Origin of the sequence: Lentzea rhizosphaerae, from assembly GCF_042649515.1 — a bacterium.
Taxonomy (GTDB): Bacteria; Actinomycetota; Actinomycetes; order Mycobacteriales; family Pseudonocardiaceae; genus Lentzea; species Lentzea aerocolonigenes.
Genome location: NZ_JBHRZI010000013.1, coordinates 78,191 through 99,612, shown reverse-complemented (window position 1 = coordinate 99,612; position 21,422 = coordinate 78,191). Strand labels below are relative to the sequence as shown.

Annotated in this window: 19 protein-coding genes; 7 read left to right on the top strand and 12 right to left on the bottom strand. The window is 69.6% G+C overall.

The window, feature by feature from the left end; translation table 11 throughout:
- The first annotated feature begins 2 nt into the window (after positions 1–2).
- Positions 3–167, top strand: coding sequence for a hypothetical protein (locus ACFOWZ_RS16010; protein ID WP_382373134.1), 165 nt, complete (start codon positions 3–5; stop codon positions 165–167).
- Here the strand turns inward: ACFOWZ_RS16010 and ACFOWZ_RS16005 are convergent.
- Genes ACFOWZ_RS16005 through ACFOWZ_RS15995 form a run of 3 tightly spaced genes read right to left on the bottom strand, consistent with a single transcriptional unit; the run spans position 92 to position 4,200 of the window.
- Positions 92–1,483: a carboxyl transferase domain-containing protein gene (locus ACFOWZ_RS16005; protein ID WP_382373132.1), complete on the bottom strand. Its 1,392-nt coding sequence runs from the start codon at positions 1,481–1,483 to the stop codon at positions 92–94. The genes ACFOWZ_RS16010 and ACFOWZ_RS16005 overlap by 76 nt on opposite strands.
- Entirely contained in the window at positions 1,467–2,873 is a 1,407-nt protein-coding gene (locus ACFOWZ_RS16000; RefSeq protein ID WP_382373130.1) for an acyl-CoA synthetase, read from the bottom strand. Before ACFOWZ_RS16000 ends, ACFOWZ_RS16005 begins: the two co-directional genes overlap by 17 nt.
- A gap of 4 nt (positions 2,874–2,877) precedes the next feature.
- On the bottom strand, positions 2,878–4,200 hold the full coding sequence (locus ACFOWZ_RS15995; protein WP_382373128.1) for an SLC13 family permease: 1,323 nt from the start codon (positions 4,198–4,200) through the stop codon (positions 2,878–2,880).
- Positions 4,201–4,323: 123 nt separating this feature from the next.
- On the opposite strand from ACFOWZ_RS15995, the gene ACFOWZ_RS15990 reads away from it, so the two are divergent.
- Positions 4,324–5,025: a FadR/GntR family transcriptional regulator gene (locus tag ACFOWZ_RS15990; protein ID WP_382373126.1), complete on the top strand. Its 702-nt coding sequence runs from the start codon at positions 4,324–4,326 to the stop codon at positions 5,023–5,025.
- Here the strand turns inward: ACFOWZ_RS15990 and ACFOWZ_RS15985 are convergent.
- Entirely contained in the window at positions 5,003–7,969 is a 2,967-nt protein-coding gene (locus tag ACFOWZ_RS15985; protein ID WP_382373124.1) for a TIM-barrel domain-containing protein, read from the bottom strand. The two genes, ACFOWZ_RS15990 and ACFOWZ_RS15985, sit on opposite strands and share 23 nt — an antisense overlap.
- A 517-nt stretch (positions 7,970–8,486) precedes the next feature.
- Here ACFOWZ_RS15985 and ACFOWZ_RS15980 point away from each other — a divergent pair.
- Positions 8,487–10,010, top strand: coding sequence for a GMC oxidoreductase (locus tag ACFOWZ_RS15980; protein ID WP_449280282.1), 1,524 nt, complete (start codon positions 8,487–8,489; stop codon positions 10,008–10,010).
- A gap of 5 nt (positions 10,011–10,015) precedes the next feature.
- On the opposite strand, the gene ACFOWZ_RS15975 is transcribed toward ACFOWZ_RS15980, so the two are convergent.
- The 5 genes from ACFOWZ_RS15975 to ACFOWZ_RS15955 are packed head-to-tail and all read right to left on the bottom strand — an operon-like array spanning position 10,016 to position 14,551.
- Entirely contained in the window at positions 10,016–10,495 is a 480-nt protein-coding gene (locus tag ACFOWZ_RS15975) for a carboxymuconolactone decarboxylase family protein (RefSeq protein WP_382373120.1), read from the bottom strand.
- Positions 10,492–11,571, bottom strand: a complete 1,080-nt coding sequence (locus ACFOWZ_RS15970; protein WP_382373118.1) for an NAD(P)H-dependent amine dehydrogenase family protein — start codon at positions 11,569–11,571, stop codon at positions 10,492–10,494. Before ACFOWZ_RS15970 ends, ACFOWZ_RS15975 begins: the two co-directional genes overlap by 4 nt.
- 9 nt (positions 11,572–11,580) lie before the next feature.
- On the bottom strand, positions 11,581–12,345 hold the full coding sequence (locus ACFOWZ_RS15965; protein ID WP_382373116.1) for an alpha/beta fold hydrolase: 765 nt from the start codon (positions 12,343–12,345) through the stop codon (positions 11,581–11,583).
- Between the two features lie 19 nt (positions 12,346–12,364).
- The gene (gene dinB, locus ACFOWZ_RS15960; protein WP_382373114.1) at positions 12,365–13,555 is read right to left on the bottom strand and encodes a DNA polymerase IV; all 1,191 of its coding nucleotides are present in this window, start codon (positions 13,553–13,555) and stop codon (positions 12,365–12,367) included.
- Between the two features lie 30 nt (positions 13,556–13,585).
- A complete protein-coding gene (locus tag ACFOWZ_RS15955; protein ID WP_382373112.1) occupies positions 13,586–14,551 on the bottom strand; it encodes a serine hydrolase domain-containing protein in 966 nt (321 codons plus the stop codon).
- 136 nt (positions 14,552–14,687) lie between these two features.
- On the opposite strand from ACFOWZ_RS15955, the gene ACFOWZ_RS15950 reads away from it, so the two are divergent.
- Entirely contained in the window at positions 14,688–16,256 is a 1,569-nt protein-coding gene (locus ACFOWZ_RS15950) for an ArnT family glycosyltransferase (protein ID WP_382373110.1), read from the top strand.
- On the opposite strand, the gene ACFOWZ_RS15945 is transcribed toward ACFOWZ_RS15950, so the two are convergent.
- Positions 16,253–16,657: a PRC-barrel domain containing protein gene (locus ACFOWZ_RS15945; RefSeq protein WP_382373108.1), complete on the bottom strand. Its 405-nt coding sequence runs from the start codon at positions 16,655–16,657 to the stop codon at positions 16,253–16,255. The two genes, ACFOWZ_RS15950 and ACFOWZ_RS15945, sit on opposite strands and share 4 nt — an antisense overlap.
- Before the next feature lie 256 nt (positions 16,658–16,913).
- Between ACFOWZ_RS15945 and ACFOWZ_RS15940 the strand changes: the two genes are divergently transcribed.
- Positions 16,914–17,159 carry a DUF2630 family protein gene (locus ACFOWZ_RS15940; RefSeq protein WP_382373106.1) on the top strand — a complete coding sequence of 82 codons (246 nt, stop codon included), beginning with the start codon at positions 16,914–16,916 and terminating at the stop codon, positions 17,157–17,159.
- Here the strand turns inward: ACFOWZ_RS15940 and ACFOWZ_RS15935 are convergent, their stop codons facing one another.
- Positions 17,160–17,636, bottom strand: a complete 477-nt coding sequence (locus ACFOWZ_RS15935) for a GtrA family protein (protein WP_382373104.1) — start codon at positions 17,634–17,636, stop codon at positions 17,160–17,162.
- Positions 17,637–17,700: 64 nt separating this feature from the next.
- Positions 17,701–18,621: a helix-turn-helix domain-containing protein gene (locus ACFOWZ_RS15930; protein WP_382373102.1), complete on the bottom strand. Its 921-nt coding sequence runs from the start codon at positions 18,619–18,621 to the stop codon at positions 17,701–17,703.
- Between the two features lie 70 nt (positions 18,622–18,691).
- Between ACFOWZ_RS15930 and ACFOWZ_RS15925 the strand changes: the two genes are divergently transcribed.
- Positions 18,692–19,333 carry a class I SAM-dependent methyltransferase gene (locus ACFOWZ_RS15925; RefSeq protein ID WP_382373100.1) on the top strand — a complete coding sequence of 214 codons (642 nt, stop codon included), beginning with the start codon at positions 18,692–18,694 and terminating at the stop codon, positions 19,331–19,333.
- Positions 19,334–19,456: 123 nt separating this feature from the next.
- Positions 19,457–21,418 carry a WD40 repeat domain-containing serine/threonine protein kinase gene (locus tag ACFOWZ_RS15920; RefSeq protein ID WP_382373098.1) on the top strand — a complete coding sequence of 654 codons (1,962 nt, stop codon included), beginning with the start codon at positions 19,457–19,459 and terminating at the stop codon, positions 21,416–21,418.
- The last annotated feature ends 4 nt before the right edge of the window (positions 21,419–21,422 follow it).

Below are 21,422 nucleotides of genomic sequence, written 5' to 3'. Positions count from 1 at the left end.
ACATGTCGATTGCCGTGCTGGTGTTGCTGATCGCGTCGATGCTCGCCGGTGTCGGTGCGCTGGCCGCGATGGTGACGAGGAAGGACCCGTTCTACGGCGTGGTCGGTCTCGTCACCATCTGCGTGCCGAGCTCGCTGCTGGCGTTCCTGTACATCGCCGTCGCCTGATCCGCGGACGGGCCGAGCTGGGCGATTCCCAGCTCGGCCAGGTCCTGCGGCCGCAACCGCAGCCGGTCGGCGGTCTCCTTCTCCTGTGCCGGGTCGCGCTTGAGGATGGCTGCCGCGAGCTCCGGCGAGATCACCGCGAGGTAGCTGTCCGGGGTCGCCCACGTCCGGCCGGGCGCTGCGAACGCGAGTGCGCCACCGGAACCGCCCTCGCCGATCAGCAGCGTTGTCACCGGCACGCGTGCGGCCGCGACGGCGGTGAACATGTCCGCGATGGCGGCGCCGACACCGGCGTTCTCGGCGGCTTCGTCGTTGGCCGCACCCGGTGTGTCGACGAGCGTGAGCACCGGGATGCCGAGCCGGTCGGCCAGCCGGACCAGGCGCGCCGCGGTGCGGAACCCGGCGGGACGCGTGGCCGTGCCGTCTTGTGCCGCGTAGGCGATCGTTCTGCCGTCGCGGTGCCCGAACCCGCACAGCACTCCGGGATCGACTCCGCCGCTGCGATCGCCGCTCACCGGTTCGAGCCAGTCGAAGTACGCCGCGAGGTACTGGCCTGCGCGCGGCCGTTCCGGGGCGCGGGCACGTCGTACCGCCTCCCATCCGGTTTCCGGCAACGTCGTCGCGCCCAGCGCCGGTGGCACAGGTGCTGGACCGTTGCCGGGCGTGGTGAGCAGGTGCAGCCACCGTTCCAGCCGTGCGCGCAGCTCGTCCGGTTCGACGAGCTGGTCGACCAGACCGGCCGCGAACTGTTGTGTCACCGAGTAACCCGGCGGGCGCACGCGGGAGCCGGCGAACCCGACCTGGGCGCCGTGCAGGCCCAGCACGACGTCCGCGCCCGCACCGAGCGTGGCCCAGCCGCCGCCGGTGGTCGGGTCGCGCAGGACGGAGATGTGCGGAAGGCCCGCCTCACGGGTGAGCGTGATCTGCCGTGCGATCCGTGGCAGCTGCATCAGCGCGAGCGTGCCCTCCTGCATGCGGCTGCCGCCTGTCGCGACCAGCGACACGACCGGAACGCGCAGCTCACGTGCGTGCGTGAAGGCCTGCTCGATGCGCGCGCCGGTGCGGGTGCCGAGTGATCCGCCCAGGAACCCGAACTCGAACGCCACCACCACCGCGGTGACGTCACCGATCCGCGCGAGACCGCAGACGACGGACTCGGACTCACCGGTCAGGTCAGCCGCTCGGGTGAGCTGCTCACCGTAGCCGGGCCAACCGAGCGGTCCGTCCACTTCGGACAGCGTGTGGTCGTGCCGCAGCTCGGTGAACGCCGACGCCACCCGGCCGATCAGCTCGCGGGCCGGCTCACGTTCCGAGGGCACGTTTCATCACCTTGCCCATGTCGTTGCGTGGCAACGACTCCACGAAGCGCACCGAGCGCGGCCGTTTGTGCGGGGTGAGCAGCCGGGCGACGTGGTCGGCGAGCTCCTCGGCGGAGGGTTCTTCGCCCGAGGGCACGATCCAGGCGACGATCCGTTCGCCCAGGTCGTCGTCGGGCTCGCCGGTCACCGCGACCTCCTTGACCGCGGGGTGCTCCAGCAGGGCGTTCTCGATCTCGCCCGCACCGATCTTGTACCCGCCGCTCTTGATGATGTCCGTCGCCTTGCGCCCGACGATGCGGAAGTAGCCGTCGGCGTCGCGGGTGCCCACGTCGCCGGTGCGGAACCAGCCGTCCGCGAACGCCTCCGCGGTGGCGTCGGGCCGGTTCAGGTACTCGGTGAAGAGGTTCGGCCCGCGCACCTGGATCTCGCCCACCGCACCGGTGTCGTCGAGCGTCACGCCGTGGTCGTCGACGAGCCGCACCTCGACCCCCGGCAACGGCAGGCCGACCGCACCGGGCCTGCGGTCGCCGTCCGCGCGCACGCTGGTGTTCATCAACGTCTCGGTCATGCCGTACCGCTCGACGACCCGCTGCCCGGTCGCCGCCGCGATCCGCTCGTGGTCGCGCACCGGCAGTGCCGCCGACCCCGACACCAGCAAGCGGGCTTTCTCCAGCGCCGCGCCGAGTTCGGCGTTCTCGCCGACCTCCTCCGCGATGCGGTGGTACATCGTCGGCACGCCGAACATCATCGTGCCGTCACCGGCGAGGGCCCGCGTCAGCTCGGCGGTGGAGAACTTCCCGAGGTGGTGCAGCGTGCCGCCCCGCCGCAACGGCCCGAGCACGCCGAGGATCAGCCCGTGCACGTGGAACAACGGCAACGCGTGCACGAGCACGTCGTCCCCGGTCCACTCCCACGCCTGCGCCACGGCGTCCAGTGTGGACACGATCGCCCGGCGCGGCAGCACCACGCCCTTCGGCGCCCCGGTGGTGCCCGAGGTGTAGACGATGAGCGCGGGCGCCTCGGCATCCGGCTCGTCCGGCAGCTCTGGGGTGTCACCGTCCAGCGTGACGTCCAGGCGTGGCACCGAGTGCAGCCCTTCCGGCAGTGGGGCCTGGGGCGCCGCGAGTACGGCCGCCGGCGCGCTGTCGGCCACGATGTGCGCGAGCTCGCGTTCGCCGACCTTCGGGTTGACCGGCACGGCGGGTACCCCGGCGAGCAGCGCCGCCACGACCGCCACACAGGTCTCGATGGTGGGCGTCGCCCACACCGCCACCCGCGGCAACCCGGTGAGCTGCCGCGCCAGCGTGCCGGCACAGGCCGCCAGCTCGGCGTGGGTGAGGGTGCGGTCGCCGAAGCGGAGTGCGACGCGGGTGGACTGCAAGGGGAACATGACCTCACCAGATTCCGGGGACGACGAGGGCGAGCCAGACCAGCGGCGGCGCCGCCGCGACCATGATCCCGCCGTAGACCATGAGCTGCTTGAAGAACCTGTCGCGGTCGACGTCCTGCGCACCGGCCAGCACCAGCGCGCCGTTGGTGGAGAACGGACTGACGTCGACCACGGTCGCCGACACCGCCAGCGCCGCGATCAGCCCGACCGCGCTGACCTCACCCTGCAGCAGGAACGGCACGGCCAGCGGAATGAGCGCCCCCATGATGCCCACCGACGAGGCGAACGCCGACACGATCGCGCCGATGTAGCAGATCAGCAACGCGGCGAGCAGGGGAGCGCCGACACCCGCGACCGAGTCGCCCGCCCACTTGATCGTGCCCATCGTCTGCAGCACGGCGACGTAGGTGAGGATGCCGCAGATCAGCAGCACGGTCGGCCAGGTGATCTGGGTGATGGCCTGCTTGGAGGTCTCCGGCCACACGACGCTCAGCAACACGGCCACGGTGATCGCGGCGAGGCCGACGTCGAGATCGAAGACGAGGGCCGCGACGACGAGGACGGCCAGGCCGACGAGGGTGGCGATGCGGGGCGCGGTGAGGGAGATGCGCTCGTCGGGCTCGGTGACGGCACCGCCACCCGCGCTCCCACCACCAGCCGCGCCTGCACCGCTCGCACCGCCGCCCCCAGCCCGCACGAGCGCCGCCGCCTCCACCGGCTGCCGAGCCAGCTTCATCCCGCCCAGCACCACGAACACCACGGCCGCGATCAGCAGGTTCACCACGAGACTGGCCAGGAACAGCACGATCTCGTTCCCCGGCAGCCCCTCCTTGGCCACGATCCCGTTCACGATCGTCCCGTAGATGCTGATCGGCGAGAACCCGCCGGCCTGCGCCCCGTGCACCACCATCACGCCCATCAGCAGCGGGTTGATCCGGTACTTCGCGGCGAACCCCATCGCGATCGGGGCGACGATCGCGACCGCGGCCGGGCTCACCGCGCCGATCGCCGTCAGCACTCCGGTGATCGCGAACATCACCCACGGCATCAGCGCGATCCGTCCGCCGACCAGCCGGATCGCGAGGTGCACGAGCCAGTCCGTGGTGCCGTTGGCGCGGGCGATGGCGAACAGGAACGTCACGCCGACCAGCACCACGAACAGCGAGCCGGGGAAGCCCTTGAAGATGTCGTCGGTCTTCATGTCCGCGACCAGCGTGCCGACCCCGAAGGCCGCGGCGAACGCGAGCGCCCCCATGTTGATCGACCTCGTCGTGGCTATCACGAACACCACGACCAACACGAGTATCGAGATGAGTTCGGCGGACATGCAGGGCTCCCGTCGTTGGGGCTCGTCCTAGTGGCAAAGTGGCTGAGCCACTTTCGCCCGCAGTCCACCGGCTGTCAAGAGGTGGCCTAGTGGCTGAGCCACTTGGCCGGATATCCTGGGTCCATGTCCGAGGCATTGCGGCCCATGGTCAAGTCCCGCCTGTACGAGCAGGTGCTCGAACGGCTGCGCGCGTACGTCACCGAGGCGGGGCTCGAAGCGGGGGACCGGCTGCCGGCCGAACGCGACCTCGCGGCGAGCCTCGGCGTGAGTCGCGCGTCGGTCAAGCAGGCGATCGTGGTGCTGGAGGTCCAGGGGCTGGTCGAGGCACGGCACGGGGGCGGCACGTACCTCGTTCGCGACACGCTCGACGTCGAACCGGTCGAGCAGCTCGTCGAACGCCGCAAGCGCCTCCCCGAGGTGCTGGAGGCGCGCGAGGCGCTGGAGACCAAGCTCGCCGAGCTCGCCGCCGAACGCCGCACCGACGCCGAACTCGACGACATCCGGCAGGCGCTCGACTTCATGCGCGACGAGATCGCGGGCGGCGAGAACGGCGTGGAAGGGGATCGCCGCTTCCACGCCGCCGTCACCGCGGCCGCGCACAGCTCGCTGCTGGCCGACTTCATGAAGACCATCGCCCGCCAGATCACCGAGAGCCGCACCGAGTCGCTGCGCCAGCCGGGTCGTCCGTCCCGCTCACTGGCGCAGCACACGGCGATCTACGAGGCCATCGCCGCGGGCGACCCGAAGAAGGCCGCCGCCGCCATGCGCAGGCACGTCCGCACCGTCGCGAAGGTGCGGCTGCTCACCTGGGTGCCCGAAGACTGATCACCGCACCCTTCGCCCGCACGACGTGGCTGGACCCGTCCGCGTGGTGCACGACGAACTTCCAGTCCCGTTTGGACAGTCCAGACACGAACGCGAAATCGCCAGATTGAACGACCCGGGTGCGCCTGTGGTCCTCGTACAACGTGAACTCGCCCGAAGCGCCGGCCGTGACGTGCACGGTCAACGAGTCGGCGCGCACGTCGTGGGCCACATCGGCTGAACGTTCGACCAGCATCCCGCCCGCGCGCAGGAACACCGGCATGGTGTCCAGGCTGGCGCGAACCGTTGCCCAGGTGTTGCCCTGGTAAACCTGCCCGGTGAAGTAGTCGGTCCACTGACCGGGCGGGAACCACACCCGCGTCTCGCCACTCTCACCAGGTGTGGTGATCGGTGCGACCAGCACGTCGGGCCCGAGCAGGAACTGGCTGTCCACTGTGGAGTAAGCCTCCGGACTGCCCGGGTACTCGACGTAGGCGGGCCGCACGACCGGTACTCCGGTCCGATGAGCCTGCTCCGCCAACGTGTAGATGTACGGCACCAGCCGTTCCCTCAGGTTCAGGAACTTCGTCGCCGACGCCTGCGCGGCCGGGCCGTACTGCCACGGCAGGCGGTCGCCGTGGTTGCTGTGCAGCCGGGTGATCGGCTGGAACGCGCCCAGCTGCACCCAGCGCGCGTACAGGTCGTCCGGCAGCTTGGTGGTGTAACGCAGCTGACCGTTGTCGAGGTACGTCTCGGATCCGCGCAGACCGGTGGTGTCGTTGTGCCCGCCGATGTCGTGGCTGATCGCCGACATCCCGGTCGACACCGCCTCGCCCGAGGTGTAGCCGATGGTCGCCTTCATCGCGCCCCACGTCGACGAGGTGTCGCCGGTGAAGTGCAGCGTGTGCCGCTTCTCCGCCCACGGGCCCGTCGGCAACGGCCCGGAGCCGCTGTAGCCGCCCGCCTGCAACGACCCGAACCCGCGGGAGAACGCGAACCCGCCGAGCTTCGCGTACTGCTCGTTGATCCACGTGTCCGGCGTGACGCCCCGCAGCGACGAGCCCGAGCCGTCGCAGCACCAGTCGAGCCACCAGAAGTCGGTGGGCATGCTCCGGTGCAGTTCGACGTACGCGCGCAGCTGGTCGGGATCGGCCCAGTCGAACACGTAGCAGTCGGCACAGGAACCCTTGGCCAGCTTGCCCTTAGCGGTCGCCTGCGCCCGCGCGAAGTCCGGGTCGGAGCCCTGGATGCTCGGGTGGATGTTGAGCGTGCTGTGCATTCCCTCGCTGTGCACCCAGTCCAGGAACCCCTGCGGATCCGGGAACTTCGAGGAGTCCATCCGCCAGCCGTTCCACGTGTTGTGCGCCTTGAAGTCCGTGTCGACGACCAGGACGTCCAGCGGCACGCCGTGCTGCCGGAACGCGGGCAGGATCCGGTCGCGGTAGTCGGCCGCGGTCCGGTCGATGTACTCGGAGTACCAGACGCCGTAAGCCCAGCGCGGCAACAACTTCGGCCCGCCGGTCAGCGCCGCGAGATCTCCCAGCGCGGCCTTGAGGTTCTGGCCGTAGCCGAACACGTACCCGTCCTGGTAGGGCTGCGCGCCCCGGTCCACCCGCGGAGTTCCGTTGAGCAGCGCGGAACTCGTGTCGTCGAGCAGGTACCAGCCGTCGCGGTACGTCAGTCCCGGAGTCACCCGCGGATCTCCGCTGGTGCCGGTGTAGCCGTCCAGCGAGCGCCGGTAGCCCCCGAGCGCCAGGTGCGGTGACGAGTTGCTGATCCCGATCGTGTCGAGGTTGACGTGGCAACCCGAGTCCGGGCAGGTGATGTCCAGACCGGAAGTGCCTGCGGGCAACGGGATCTGCGCGGTCGTGGTGGCCCACGTCGCCCAGTTCGCGGTCACCGGGACCGTGATCGCCTGCCCGTTGACCAGGACGGTGCGCGGCTCGTGCTTGCCGTCACCGCCGACCCCGTTGGCGTAGCGCAGCACCACCGGATAGGTTCCGGCGGCCGGAACGCCGGACACGCGCTGACTCGACCCGGTGCCGCCGACCAGCTCGGCGACGAACCCGGTGCCCGCGAACCCCGCGTGCTCGTCGGCGATCTTCGCGGCACCCGTGAGCACGCCGTTCTCGGCCTCACAGCTCGTGCCGAACCGGCAGTCGTCCACGGCCCGGACCACTGGATACGCCTGACCGGCGGTGAGCAGGGCGAGGCTGTCAACGTTGACGTTGCCCGAATCCGCCGCACGCCGCGTCAGAGCGACGCGGTGCTCGCCCGCGGACAGGTCGACCTCGGTCTCGACCTGCCTCCAGTCACGCCAGTCCGCGGTCGCCGGCAACGTGACCTGCCGCGGTGCCTGCCCGTCGACGCTGAGACCGAGCGTGCGGTCCTCGTGTTTGCCGTCGCCGCCGCGCCCGTTCGCGTACTTCACGACGAGTCGGTGCCTGCCCGAGCTCGTGGCACGCACGGTGGCGGTGACCCCGTTGTTGGCGTAGGAGAACCCGGCGACGAAACCGGCGCCGGTGTGGCCGGGGTGCTCCGAGGCGACGAGCACGCCTTCTCGGTGCTGGTCCTCGGCTTCGCAGAGCTGCCCGGTCGCACAGACCACCCGCCGCCACGGGGACGCGGTCGTGCTCGCGGTTCTGAGCTCGAGGTTGTCCGCGCGGAACGGGCCGGAACCCACGCGGTAGCGCAAGGTCAGCGCCGACGTGGTGATGACCAGCCAGCCGTCCTCGACCCGCGAACGGTAGGCCGTGCCGGGGAAGGTGCGATTTACAACGTTGTAAGTAGAGGCGTTCTCGAATCTGCGATCCCCGGCGTACTCGGTGCGCACCAGGGTGGGGGACAGGATCTGGAACCTGGCCTGGCCCGACACGACCGTGCCGGACGGCTGGGCCGTCGCTGGGGCGGGCAGAACCAGGCTGAGCAGAGCCAGCAGTGGGACGACTGTCGCGCGTTTCCGCATCCGTGCTCCTCGTCTGACGCCGTCGGCTTCCGAGGTGTTCAGGTACGTGAACGTCTCTCACCTTGGCGTGACGGTGTTGAGCGATCAAGAGGCCGAATGCCGCAGCCGGCGAACGGGCCGAATCCAGGCGAGTTTCCGGTACGCGATGTTGAGTCGGGCACGATCCGCACCGCCGTCCACAACGGACTCAACGCTGGTTGGAGACCGTCGGCATCGCTCGATTGCCGGGCGCCCGTCCGGACCCGAACATTGCCCGGCGATGCATCCGCGCGGAGTTCTCCGGTGATCGCGAATCCGGGTTCTGGGCCCGTCACCTGCGCTGCGCACGCGAGAGGAACCGGAACTCCCAGGTAGTGACTTGTCCCACAACCACCGGTATAACTTGTTCTCATGTGACGACAGTGAGGAAGATCACATGACTCGCACAACGACGTGTGACAACGGTTTCAAGGGTCCAACCCGCCGCTCGTTCATCGCAGGAACAGGTTCTATTCTTGGTGCCGTCGCCCTCGGCGGCGTGACTCCTGCGGCACGAGCGTCCACTGAGATCTCCGACGCGGCCGTGGTTCCGGCCCTCGTGATCGGCACCGGTTACGGCGGCTGTGTGGCGGCCCTGCGCCTCGCCCAGGCCGGCGTCGACGTCCACATGGTCGAGATGGGCATGGCCTGGGACACCCCCGGTGCGGACGGCAAGATCTTCGCCAACACGACGACTCCCGACCAGCGCTCGTTCTGGCTGCGCACCAGGACCAAGCAGCCGCTGAGCAACTTCCTCGGTTTCCCCATCGACAAGGCGATCCCGCGCTACACCGGCATCCTCGACGCCGAGGAGTTCGCCGGCATCACCGTCTACCAGGGCCGCGGAGTCGGTGGCGGATCGCTCGTCAACGGCGGCATGGCGGTCACGCCGAAGCGCGAGTACTTCGGCGACGTCCTGCCGATGATCAACGCCGACGAGATGTACAACGTCTACTACCCGCGCGCCAACGCCGAGCTCGGCGTCGGGCTGATCGACCCCGCCTGGTTCGACACCACCGCGTGCTACCAGTACGCGCGGGTCGGCCGGAAGCACGCCCAGCGGTCCGGCTTCCCGCACGTCTTCGTGCCCACGGTGTACGACTGGGACTACATGGAGCAGGAGGCCGCCGGCACCGTCCCGAAGTCGGCGCTGATCGGGGAAATCCTCTACGGCAACAACTACGGCAAGAAGTCCCTGCAGAAGTCCTACCTGCCCAAGATCAGGGCGACCGGCCGCGTCACCATCTCGGCGCTGCACAGGGTCGTCTCGGTGACGCCCGCGGCCGGTGGCTACGCCGTCACCATCGAGCAGCTCAACACCAACGGCGACCCGATCGCCACCAAGCAGGTCACCGCGGCCAGGGTGTTCTTCGCGGCGGGCAGCGTCGGCACGAGCAAGCTCCTGGTGAAGCTCAAGGCGACCGGCGCGCTGCCGAACCTCAACGGCGAGGTCGGCAGGGGCTGGGGCGACAACGGCAACGTCATGTGCGGCCGCGCCAACCACATGTGGGACCCGACCGGGGCGCTGCAGTCGTCCATCCCGACGATGGGCATCGACAACTGGGCGGCGGGCGGCGCGTTCGCGGAGGTGGCGCCGCTACCGACCGGGATCGAGACCTACGCGTCGTTCTACCTGTCGATCACCAAGACCCCGAACCGCGCGGAGTTCTCCTGGAACGCCGCCACGGGCAAGGTCGACCTGAACTGGCAGACGGCCTGGAAGCAGGTGTCGATCAACGCCGCGAAGAGCATCTTCGACAAGATCAACTCGAAGGAGGGGACGATCTACCGGACCGATCTCTTCGGTGTCTACAAGGTCTGGGGCGACCACCTGACGTACCACCCGCTCGGTGGCGCGATCCTCGACAAGGCCACCGACAACTACGGGCGCCTGCACGGTCATCCCGGCCTGTACGTGATCGACGGCTCGCTGATTCCCGGCAGCACCGTGGTGAACCCGTTCGTCACGATCACGGCGCTGGCCGAGAGGAACATCGCGAAGATCATCGCTACCGACCTGTGACGTCGTCAGAACTTCGGTAGCACGCACATGGCGTCGAGACCGAACACGCGGTTCAGCCTGCCGAACGCGAGCCAGGCCCCGATGCTCATGGTCAGCTCCACGATCTCCACCTGGCTGTAGTGCTCGGCCATGCGGGACCAGAACTCCTCGTCGAGGCCGTGGTGATCCAGTGCGTACCGCTCGGCGTACTCGGCGGCCAGTCGCGCCCGGTCGTCGAAGGCGTCGGTGGTGCGCCACTGGGTCACCGCGTCGATGAAGTCGTCCTCGACCTTCACGCCGTCGCGTTCGGTCCGCCAGTCCAGGCAGAACATGCAGCCGTTGATCTGCGCGATCCGCAGCCGCGCGGCCTCGAACTCCCGCAGCCCCAGCGTGGTGTGCTGGTACACGGCCAGTGAGAGGCCGGCCGCGGCGACACCGATGCCCGGCACCATCTCGCCCCACACGTACCCGATGGGGTCTTTGCCCTCGGGGATGTCGATGTTCATCGCGGGCTCCTTCCGAGCTTGCCCGCCACAGGCCGCAACGGGACGTCGAGCGCGTCGTAGAGTCCGGGCTCCGCCTCGGCGAGCCAGTCGATGGCGTTCACGATGCGGCCGACCGCCGTCGCGTTGCCGCCAGCGGAACGGTTCTCGCCCTCGTCGACCGCCTCGACCGAGACCTCGATGCGCGGCCGTCCCTCGATGATCACCTTGTGCGCGCCGTCGCCCGAGGGCGGCATCGGCCAGTCCGTGGCGCACGAGGCGTGGATGCGCGTGACGTGCTCGATGACGATGAGCGGTTCGCCGCCGACGATTCCCTGCACCTCGAAGCGGATCGCGCCCTGCGTGCCCGCCGCGAACTCGCCCATGGTCCTGGTCGTCACGTCCGCGTCGAGCGCCCGCCGGTCGACGGTCTCGCGGATCTCCTCGACCTCCACGCCGAGCGCCCTGGCCATCAACCGGATCTGCCCGCCCCAGACCATGGTCGGCACCGTCGGCATGAGCATCGGGGCCTGGTAGTCGAGCGGCTGCCCGAAACCGATCAGCCACCGCACCGCGTCCTGCTGGTCGTAGGTGGAGTAGTCGAAGATCTCCTGGCAGCGCACCGCGTCGATCCGGCTGCCCAGACCGCTGATCATCAACGGCAGCACGTCGTTGCCCCAGCCGGGGTCGACGCCCGAGACGAAGAGCGATCCGCCGCCCTCCGCGATGGCGGCTAGAACCGGTTCTCGCAACTCCGGTGGCGCGCTGCGGTGGTCGTACAGCGCGTACAGCGACGGCGTGGCCACCACCGCGCCCGCGCGGATCGCCTTCGTGATGTCGGCGAGCGCGTCGTCCGGCCTGATGTCACCCGACGCCGCGTAGACCACGGCGCGTGGGCTGGCGGCCAGCACCGCGTCGATGTCAGTGGTGGCCGTGATCCCGAGCTCGTGGTCCAGTCCCGCGAGATCACCGGCGTCCCTGCCCTGCTTCGCGGGGTCGTGGACGATCACGGCCGTCAGCTTCAGTCCCGGATGAGCCTCGACGGCGCGAATCGCGGCACGGCCGACGTTTCCGGTGCCCCACACCACTGTGGTGATCATGCCGGTAGACTAACTAGAACACGTTTCAGTTTTCAAGCGTCCATCAGGTTTACGGTCCAGAAACCGGTCCAGCACCTCGTTGAACCCCGGCGCCTCCGGCACGAGGTGGTCACGGCCTCGGCAGACCGCCCGTGCGGCACCGGTCTCGCGGGCGATCGTGTCGCAGATGATCTCCTGCACCTCGCTGTGACCGCCGGAGACCACGAGGACCGGGAAAGCGGCGTCGCGCAACGCGTGCAGCGGTGGCTCGGCCTCGTCCGGTGAACGGGCGCCCAGCAGCTGCCGCATGCCCTTCAGCAACGTCTCGTGCGGCTCGTCCGGCACCTCGACCGGCACGCCCGCGAGGGGGAAGAACCGTCGCAACCCCTCGACGGGGTCCACATCGGACTCGACGAGCGCGCGGACGGCGGCGGCGTACTCGTCGACCGCGGGGACGCCGCGTGCCACCCCGGTGGACGGCGGCTCGACGACGGTCAACGACAGGACGTTCTCCGGCCGCAGCGCCGCTGCGTACATCGAGACGATCGCCCCGTAGGACAGCCCGACGAGGTGGCTCGGCTCGTCGAGCAGCTGGTCGGCGATGAGCGCCGCCTCCGGTTCGAAGTCCTGCCGCGCGGGCGGTGACTGGCCGTGCCCCGGCCGGTCGGGCGCCAGCAGCGTCCACCGCTCGATCAAGGGCCGCTGGGCTCGCCAGGCTTCGCGGCCGCCGAGCACGGCGCCGTGCACCAGTACCACCCGCGGACCCTGGCCCCATCGGTGAACGTGCAGTCGCATGGTCGGGGAGCGTATGGGGTCAGTCGGGGAGCAGTGGTACTGAAATTCCAGGTTCGCGGCCGAGCAGTGCCGCCCGCGTCACGGAGGCGGTGCCGAACCGGTCCCGCACGTGGTCCAGCGCTGCGTCGAGCGCGCCCGGCTTCTGCTCCTCGAACGGCAGCGTCATCTGCATCGGCGTGTCGTTCTGGAGGTTGGTGAGGGAAACGCCGAGCAACGTGATGCCGCGGCTCTCGATGAGAGGCATCGCGGCGTCGAGCAGCTGCCTGGCCGCGTTCAGCAGCACCTCCGTCTCCGTCGTCGGATGCCGGACGGTGTGCGAACGGGTCGCCCTCGTGAAGTCGGCGAACCGCAGGCGCAGCACCACGGTCCGGCACGCGCGGTGGGCGGTGCGCAGCCGTCGTGAGATGCCGTCGACGAGCGAGGCGAGGACGGCTTCGAGATCTTCCCGTGTGCGTTCCCTGCGGCCCAACGCCCGCTGCGACCCGATCGACCGGCGACGGCGTCCTGTTTGGACCGGACGTGGATCGTGGTTGCGCGCCAACGCGTGCAGGTGCCTGCCCGCCGCCCGGCCGAGGATCGAGACCAGGTCGCTCTCGTCCAGCCGGGCGACCTCGCCGACGGTTCTGATGCCGAGCGAGTGCAGCTTGGCCGCGGTGACCTCACCGACGCCCCACAGCCGTTCCACCGGCAGCGGGTGCAGGAACTCGAGCTCGCCCTCCGCCGGCACGACCAGCAGCCCGTCCGGCTTCGCGACCCCGCTCGCGACCTTGGCGAGGAACTTCGTCCGCGCGACCCCGACCGTGATGGGCAGCCCGACCTGGTCGAGCACCCGTGCGCGCAGCCGGGCCGCGATCACCTCCGGCGGCCCCGCCATCCGGTACAGGCCGCCGACGTCCAGAAAAGCCTCGTCGATGGACAGTCCCTCGACCAACGGCGTCGTGTCGCGGAAGACCTCGAACACCGCCTTGCTCGCGGCGGAGTAGGCCGACATCCGCGGCGGCACGACGATCGCACGTGGACAGAGCTTCAACGCCCGCGCACCACCCATTGCGGTGCGCACCCCGAACGCCTTGGCCTCGTAGCTCGCGGCCAGCACCACGCCACCGCCCACGATCACCGGACGACCGCGCAGGTTCGGATCATCCCGTTGCTCGACCGACGCGTAGAACGCGTCCAGGTCGGCGTGCAGGATCGGGGTGCTCACGAACACATGTTCGCATCCGTCACCCGTTCAGAACAGTCACGACATGAGCGCGCGGGCGATCGGCCAGGCACCGGGCGCGGTGTTGGACAGCACGGTGATCGTGGTGCCCGTGTGCGGGTCGTGAGTGGACTTGAACGACGCGCCGGCGTCGTACCCGGCCAGGATGACCGTGTCCGACGTCTGGTGCAGCCAGAAACCGAGCCCGTAGCGCAGCGACTCCTCGGGGACGTCCAGGCGCGGCCGCACGAACTCGTCGACGTCGTCCCTGGTGAACAGCGTGCGCCAGAACTTCGACATGTCGCCCGCGGTGGTGTGGATGCCGCCGTCGCCGTTCGCGACGACGGGCAGGTGGAAGACGTTCGAGCGGTCCATCCCGTCCAGGTAGCCCACGGCGGCGTCGCCGGGCAGTTCGTCGGAACGCAGGAAGTCCGTCCTGGTCATGTCCGCCGGGCGCAGCACCCGTTCCCGGACGAGGTCGTGGTAGCTCTGCCCGCTCGCCCGCTCGGCCAGCAGCGCGAGGACCACGTAGCCGCCGTTGCAGTAGCCGAACCGTTCACCCGCCTTGAACTTCGTCGGGATCCCGTCGAGCCGCGGCAGGAACGACTCGGTCGTGGTCAGCTCGTGCACCGCGCCCATCACGTAGTCGTTGGCCTCCCAGTCACCTTCCTCGTCCAGGTAGTCACCGATGCCGGACGTGTGCGTGAGCAGGTGCTCGACCGTGACGTCGTCGGCGATCAGCGGGAGGTCGTCGCCGAGGAGGGAGCGTGCCGTCGTGTCGAGGCCGAGCGCGCCTTCGTGGACGAGTGAGAGCACCGTCAGCGCGGTGAACCCCTTGCCGCCGCTGGCGATGCCGAACCTGGTGTCGACGGTGTTGGGCACGCGGTACGCCCGGTTCGCCAGCCCGTAGGCCTTCGCGAACTCGACCTCACCCGCGCGGTCGATCTGAACGACACCGGAGAAACCGGTGTCCTCGGCGATCTTTTCGATGTCTTCCAACGGCATTCGCGCAGGCTAGCCCGGTGCTGCGGGTGCTTCGAAGCGAATTTTCCGTTCACCGGACCGTCCGGCGATACAACCCATCCGGCGGGTATCCCGTTTCCGGTGTATTGAGCTTGTTCAGCCTGAAAGGACTTCACGCTTGTCGCTCGCCGCGATCGCCTCACCGCGCACCGCCGACGTACCCGCGCCGGCAGCTCCGCGACGGTTCGGCTGGCTGCTCGTGGCGGTGCTCCTCGGCCAGATGGCGATCGTCATGGTCACGACGGCCGTGCAGCAGACGCCGACGATCGACGAGCCGGTCTACGTCGGTGCGACGGCGGTCTACCTGGACCAGCACAGCCTGAGGTACAACCCCGAGCACCCACCGCTCGGCAAGCTGATCATGGCGACGGGCCTGGTCTTCGCCGACGTGCACGTCTCCCGCGCCTTCGTCGGCGACCAGACCGAGCTCGGCCGGTACGTGCTGTACGAGTCGGGCCACGACCCGGGACGGCTGTTGCTGCTGGCCAGGCTGCCGATGATCGTGCTGACGCTGTTGTTCGGACTCGTCGTGTTCCTGTTCGCCCGCGACCTGACGGGCGACAGGGGCGGGTTCGTGGCGCTCGCCCTGTACGCGTTCTCCCCGGACCTCGTCGCCCACGGTTCGCTGGCCACGCTCGACGTGCCGGCGGCGGGCTTCCTGCTGACGTCGGCCTGGCTGCTGTGGCGCGCCAGAACCCGTCCGGACCTGTACCTCCCGCTGGCAGGGCTGGCGTTGGGCGCGGCCCTCGCGACGAAGATGAGCACGCTGGCCGCGGTTCCGGTGCTGCTGGTCCTCGCGGCACTGTTTACTCGGCACCGGACGCGCGCCGTGGCCGTCGTCGGACTGGTCGCCCTCGCCGTCGTGTGGGCGTCCTACCTGGCCGTGGATCCGTTGCTGCGCTGGGAAACCCCGCCGGGCCTGCCGGCCGCGTTCGTCGACTGGCTGCCGTTCCCCGAGCCGTACCGCGACGGGATGCGCGTGCAGTTCGGCTTCGAGAACCGGGTGTGGGGCGGCTACCTGTTCGGCGAGCACTACGAGGGATCGCGCTGGTACTACCTGCCGGCCGCGCTGCTGGTGAAGACGCCGCTGGGTGCGCTGGTGCTGTGGTTCGCCGGGATCGCCGCCGTCATCGCGCGCAAGCGTGCGGCGGTGCCGTACGTTCTTGTTCCCGCCGCAGTGCTGCTGGTGACCGCCATGAGCGGCAGCCGCGACCTGGGCGTGCGGTACGCGATCTTCGTGCCGATGTTCCTGGCCGTGGCGGCGGCGTGCGTGCGGTGGCGCTGGATGGTGGCGGGGCTGCTGGCGTTCGTCGCGGTGAGCTCGCTGCGGACGTTCCCGTACTACCTGCCATACTCCAACGAGGCCTTCGGCGGCCCGGAGAAGACCCACCTGCACCTGCACGACTCGAACGTCGACTGGGGCCAGGACCTGGGCCGTCTTGCAGACCGCCTGAAGGAGCACCCGGCCGGGCGGACCTGGCTCGTCTACAAGGGAGCCGGGGTGCCGGAGCACTACGGGATCCACGCGGAGGATCCCCGGAAGGTGCCGCCCGACCAGGTGCACGGGTTGCTCGTGGTGTCGGACTCGGCCGCGGCGAAGGCGGACGACCGGCTCAAGGCGCTGATCGCGAGCAGCACGCCGATCGACGAGGTCGGCCACTCCATCACGATCTACCTGCGCCGTTAGAGCATGGGCGGCATCAGGCGGTAGCTCTCCGCGTAGTAGTCGTCGGTGCGACGCCGGTAGCCCTCGTCGTCGTCCGGGTCGTACTCGGGAGCGTTCTTGATCTGCTCCTTCGTGCGGTCCACGAAGACCTTGCGCTCCTCGTGGTCCACCCGCTGCACCGTGCCGACCGGCAGCACGACCTTGCGGCCGAAGATCCACGGCCCGGTGTCGACCATCAGGCAGTCGTGCGGCACCTTCGCGTTGTCCTCGTCGACCTTGCCGATGCCGCCGTCGGTGGCCTCGACCTCGTAACCGATCAAGCCGGTGTCCGGTCGCTGCGCGAGCTCTTGCTCGTCGTGCTCGGGTTCGCCGGCCCACGACGGGTCGCGCCACACCCACGGGACGAACGGGACTGGTTGCATGTCGGCCTCCTAGGGTCTGCCGACCGGGTACCCCGCCCGACCCCGCTGTGGAACTTCCTCGATGAGTTCTGGCCGTGTGCCGGGTCAACACGCGCATGGACCTGTACAGCGTGATGTGCGTGCGTGACCAGGCGAAGTCGCTGAAGTGGTACGAGGTGTTCTTCGAACGGTGTGCGGCACGTGGAGGTGCTGGATCCCGACTCGAACAGCCTGTCGCTGGCGGCAGTTCCTGACGGATCGTCGTAGAGTCGGGTGGATGAGTGACGAGAACGTGCTGAGCCGCATCAACGAACTGGTCGACGAGGAGCACAAACTGCGCGAGCAGCTCGCCGCCGGTGAGATCACCACGGACGAGGAGCACGCCCGCTTGCGCTCCCTGGAGGAAGCCCTCGACCAGTGCTGGGACCTGCTGCGCCGCCGTCGGTCGGCACGGTCGCTCGGCGGGGACGCGGACGACGTCTCCGCGCGTTCGGTCGGCGAGGTCGAGGGGTATCTGCAGTAGTCACCTGCTTTCGCGGAAGATGATCCAGCGCATCACGCTGTACATGAACGCGGCCTCGCAGGCACCGGCGACGACGCGCGACAGCAGGTACTGCAGGCCGATCGCCGTCAGCGCGCTGCCGACGCCGAGGATGAACGCCAGGTAGTTCAGCAGGATCGCCACCGCGTACAGGCCTGCCTGCGGACCGACCGGCGCGTGCGAGCGGAAGTTGAGCGCGCGGTTGAGCACGAAGCTCAGCCCGAACGCCAGCACGTAGGCGATCGTGAACGCGAGCGGCACGGGTAGTCCCAGCCCGCTGCGGAGTCCCGCGAGCAGCAGCAGGTCGACGCCGAACGTGAACCCGTTGATCGCCGCGAACCCGAGGAAGCTGGGCGCGACCACGCGGGAGAGGCCGAAGGGCAGCCACCTCACGACCTTTTCCATCAGGTCGTGGAACCTGGTTCCGAGGGCGTCGTCCTTCGCGGTGCTGCTGATCATGACAACGACAGTGCCAGCACCCGCGGGGGCGAAGCCGGTGAAGCACCCACCGGTCCGCCGGAGTTCAGGCGCTGTTCAGGTGGTTGAACCGCCGCCAGCTCGTCGGGCTCATCCCGTGCCGCTTGCCGAACGTCCTGGCGAAGTACCCGGCGTCCGGGAAGCCCACCTGCCTGCCGATGTCGCCCACGGGCAGGTCGGTGGCGGCCAGCAGCCGCCGTGCCTGCACCATGCGGCGTTCGGTGATCCAGTCCTGCACCGTGCGGCCGGTCCGCCTGCGCACTGTCGACGTCAGGTGGCCGGGGGAGATGCTCACCGCGGCGGCGACCTCGCGCAGCGACAACGGTTCCGGGTAACGCCGTTCGATCACGTCGAACACCTCGGCGAGCAGCGGTTCGGCGTTCTCGCGCAGGTCGCCGACGACGTCCGCGGCGAGCCGTGACACCGCGACGAGCAGCAGCACCAGGTGCGCCGACACCGCCTCCCGGTAGCCGTCGCGGCGGTGCTCGAGCTCGTCGCGCAACGCTTCGATGCGAGCGGTCCACTCGTGGCGCTGCGCGGCCGGGACCTTGAGCCGCAACGCGCCGGTCGCCCCGCCGTGGACGAACGGGAACAGCAGCGGGTGGGTCCGCCACGCCAGGTGCGCGCCGGGGGTGTCCCGGCCCAGGGCGTCGGCGGTGAAGAACACGCCCCAGCCCTGCGCTCCGACGAGGTCGTCGCTGGCGGCCTGGCCCATCACGTCGCCCGGCGCGACGACCAACAGGTCGCCGGCCTCGACGTGGCGGACCTGCCTGCCGGTGCGCACGATGCCGCCGGGCTCGCTGAAGTAGGCGATGCCGGGGAAGTCGTGGGAATGGGCCTCGTGCGCCCCGTTGATACCGGGGGCGTGGCCCAGCTGGACGACCGCCACCGCCAGCTCACCGGGGGAGGGTTGCCAGGAGTAGGTCGCCGGCTGGTCCCCGGTCGGTGTCAGTCGTCGCGCTCGCACAGTCAGATCGTCCCACTCAAACCGCGAATCGACACAGAAATCCTGCTGGTGAGCCGGTCAGAATGGGTTCATGGCCGAAACATCGTCCCAGGAGCGGGACTACCTGCCCGGCATGGGCAAGCACTACCTGCTGCCCCTCTACGACGTGGTGCACCGGGTCTCCGGGCTGAGCGCCGTCCACCAGGAGATGATCACGGCGGCCGGGTTGCGCGCGGGGCACCGGGTGCTGGACGTCGGCTGCGGAACGGGGAACCTGTTGCGGGCGACCGGAAAGCGGCACCGCGACGTGGAGCTCTTCGGCGTGGACCCCGACCTGAAGATGCTCGCCAGGGCCGAGCGCAAGTTCCGCAGGGGCGGGTTGACGGTGCGGCTCGACCGCGGGTTCGCCCAGGAGCTGCCGCACCCCGACGACTCGTTCGACCGCGTCTTCTCCAGCCTGATGCTGCACCACCTGGACAGCGCGTCGAAGGACGAGATGCTCGCGGAGGTGCGTCGCGTCCTGAAGCCCGGCGGCCTGCTCGTGCTCGCCGACGCCGTGCTGCACGACCACGGCCACCACGGCCACAGGAAGATGAAGGAGCACCTGCTCGACAACGTCGACGGCGCGGTGGCGAAGCGGATCGTCGCGGCGGGGTTCACCGCGGAACCGACCCGCAGGCGCAAGCTGCGGATGTTCGGGGAGGTCGGGATCGAGGTCGCGACAGTCCACTAGCGACAGGTCCATTGTCGACCGATTGAATCTGCACGATGTTTCTTGTGTACCAACAGTTCCGGTACTTCCCGAACTTCCTGGATACCCGCGAACGGGAGCCTGTTCCCATCTAAGCTGCGCGCCGTGACAGATGCGACGGGAAGTCTGGTGGCGCAGCGCTACCGGCTCGTGCAGGTGATCGGCACCGGCGGCATGGGCCGGGTCTGGCTCGGCCGTGACGAGGTCATCGGCCGTGAGGTGGCCATCAAGGAACTGCTGCTGCCCGCCGGGCTCGACGCGCAGCAGCGGGCCGTGCTGTGCCAGCGCGCCATGCGCGAGGCGCAGCTGGCCGGTCAGCTCAACCACCCCGGCATCGTCACCGTGCACGACGTCGTCGAGTACAACGGCACCCCGATGATCGTGATGGAGTACATCAGGGGCGGCTCGCTGTCCGACGCCATCAAGGCCCACGGCGCGCTGCCCGCGGACCAGGTCGCCTACGTCGCCACGTCGATGCTGAGCGCGCTGCGGGTGGCGCACCAGGCCGGGATCGTGCACCGCGATCTCAAGCCCGCCAACGTGTTGCTGTCCGGCGACCGGGTGGTGATCACGGACTTCGGCATCGCGAGGCTCACCGGCGACGTCCCGCTGACCACGGACGGCTCGATCGTCGGCACACCCGCCTACATGGCGCCGGAGCAGGGCACCGGCGCCCCGATCACCCCGGCGACGGACATGTGGTCGCTCGGCGCCACCCTGTACGCGGCCGTGGAGGGCAGGCCTCCGTACCAGGGCCAGGACTTCATGACGACGCTGTCGATGCTGCTGACCCAGGAGCCGCCACCACCTCAGCGCGCTGGGCACCTCTCGTCGTTGCTGGGAGCGTTGCTGCGCAAGAACCCGTACGAGCGCGCGTCGGTCGACCAGGCCCTGGCGCTGCTCGCGGGTGCGCCCGTCGTGCTGCCGGTCCCGGTCAGATCCGGCCCCAGCAGACGCACGCTGCTGCTGGGCGGCGTCGGCGCGCTCGCGGTGGCGGGCGGCGGCACCACGTGGTGGCTGATGTCCAGGAAGAACGGCGGTGAAGGCGCGGAACTGCCCTCCACCAACGACAAGAAGCTCGCCTCCGACAAGGAGGGCGGTTCCGAGCAGTCGACGACCTCGTCGGTGGCGCAACCGGGACGGCCGGAGGAGATCACCGAGCACGTCCAGCTCTCCGACCACAAGGACACCGTCACGTCGATCGCGTGGAGCCCGGACGGCAAGTTCCTGGTGAGCGGCGACGACAGCCTCGACGGCGCCGTGGTCCGCATCTGGGACGTCGCGGCGGCCAAGGTCCTCGGCACCGTCCAGAACCCGGACGGACCGGGCGGCGCGTCGGCGTGCGCGGTGGCGATCAGCCCCGACGGCAAGATCCTCGCTGCGGGCGGCAACCGCACCGGCGACAGCACCACGTACCTGTGGAACCTCGCCGACCGCACGCAGATCGGCACGCTGGAGGACGCCAGGGCCATCATGAAGACCCTGCGCTTCCACCCGGACGGCAAGACGATCGTCGGCCTCACCCACGGCGGCGGCCTCAAGGTGTGGGACGTCGCCACCCGCAAGGTCAAGATCGGCCTGACCGAGGCCGACGGCGGCAGCGAGCTGGCGTTCAGCAAGGACGGGTCGCTGCTCGCCTACGGCGGCACGAAGTTCCAGGAGATCAAGCTGGTCGACCCGGCGACCGGCAAGACCGTCAGGACCATCAACGACTCGACCGCTCCCGGCATGGCGTTCTCCCCCGACGGCAAGACCCTCGCGATCCCCGATGACGACGGCAAGAACAGCATGCAGCTCTGGGACGTGGCGACCGGGCAGAGCAAAGCCGTCTTCGACCGGACCGAGGGCGACGACATCATCACGAAGGCCCTGTACCACCCGGACGGCAAGACCATCGCCACCTGGGGGCACGGCAACGCGGTGCAGCTGTGGGACGTGGCGTCGAAGTCGGTGCGCGCGATGGTCATCGGGGCCGGTGCGCGGATCGAGGACGTGGCGTTCGACCCCAAGGGGGAGCGGATCGCGTGCGCGGGCGCGGACAAGTCGATCAGGATCTGGAAGCTCTAGAGCA